1 pseudogene is annotated in these 1,247 nt (G+C 47.6%); it reads right to left on the bottom strand.

Features of this window, described 5'->3' with window-relative positions:
- Positions 1–5 precede the first annotated feature (5 nt).
- A pseudogene (locus F6J99_RS45120) lies at positions 6–1,174 on the bottom strand (ISAs1 family transposase).
- Positions 1,175–1,247 lie beyond the last annotated feature (73 nt).

Here is a 1,247-nt window from a genome sequence, read left to right as displayed (position 1 = left end):
CAGGGCTATTTCATTCTAAAAATGCGCTTGAGTGTGTCTAGTCCAAATTGGCAGTATCGCTGTGCTTGAGCCATATTGGAGAAGCCATTGGAGCGATAGATATTCAGCGCAAAATTACGAGCAACTGCAAAGATTTGAGGTAACTGATGCATGCGAATGCGAGAAGCATCTTCTTCCTGAGTGACATCTCGCACATAATGGACTTTGTTTTCTACCCCCCAATACCCCCGAATACGTTGGGCAAAGGATTCCGCAGACTCGATGAAAGAAGCCACATAGTAGCGTGTTTCGGTTTCCAGCTGGTGTTGTTTCCCCTTTTTGAATTGTCGAACACTCTCCACTCGGATTAGTGTTTTTAGCCCTGGCCAGGGCAAGATGTGTTCGAGTTGTGTGCAGATGCTAACGGAGCGCTTTTCGATGCGTCCATGGCCAATACTTACTTCAGTATGACTTTGTTGAGGAACAAAGTGGGCTTTGACGCTTTTGAATAGGTTGCCCTGATTGCCTTTAAGGGCACCTAGGTAGTGATTTTCACTCTCAATGATCAACTGAGCCGTTTTTTTTGAGTGCTAATCGCATCAAAGGCGAACACCACACCCTTGACAGCCAGTTGTGTAATAAACTCTGGTAAGGCTTTGATTTCGTTTGTTTTGCTATCCACCTGATAGGGTTCGAGAATCAGACCCCGCTCAACCAGATAAGCACTAACCAGCATAATCGCTCGGTGAGGTGGAGAACCAGGATTATCACTCTCTAGTTGGTATGAGCCCCGTAAGACTTTACCATCTACAGCTAAGGTTTCTCCTGGCAAGGGTTCAATGCCAAAGAAGCGAGCCAGAGCTGCAGAGTACTGGTGGTAATCTAGGGTGACCAGGACACGGCGAATCGTGCTGTAGGAAGGAATCCTACCCTTCGGGGGCTTGAATAGCTCAATCAATTCGTCTCGATAGCTGTTGAGCCAGTCCCCAATGGCTAGAAAACCTCGGTTTCCAGCTGCAATGGCCAAGGTAAACAGGGCTAAACACAAAGCTACTTGATGCCGTTTCCCAGAAACCTTGCGTACATCTGGGATGTTGGCAAAGGCTTCTAGAATCTCGATGCCCTGAGGGGGTGACTCCTCTGGGGCGAGCCTAGGAACTGAGACAGCAGGGGCAGATTGGGCAGACAAACGCATGGTAACTCATGAAACTCTCAGCTAACTTGTAAGCCTAGCATTTATTAGCTTTCATGAGAATGAAATAGCCCTG

The sequence above is a fragment of the Moorena sp. SIO4G3 genome, assembly GCF_010692305.1.
Classification (GTDB): Bacteria; Cyanobacteriota; Cyanobacteriia; order Cyanobacteriales; family Coleofasciculaceae; genus Moorena; species Moorena producens_A.
The sequence above is the reverse complement of the archived record's forward strand: the minus strand, read 5'-3'. Positions and strand labels throughout refer to the sequence as shown.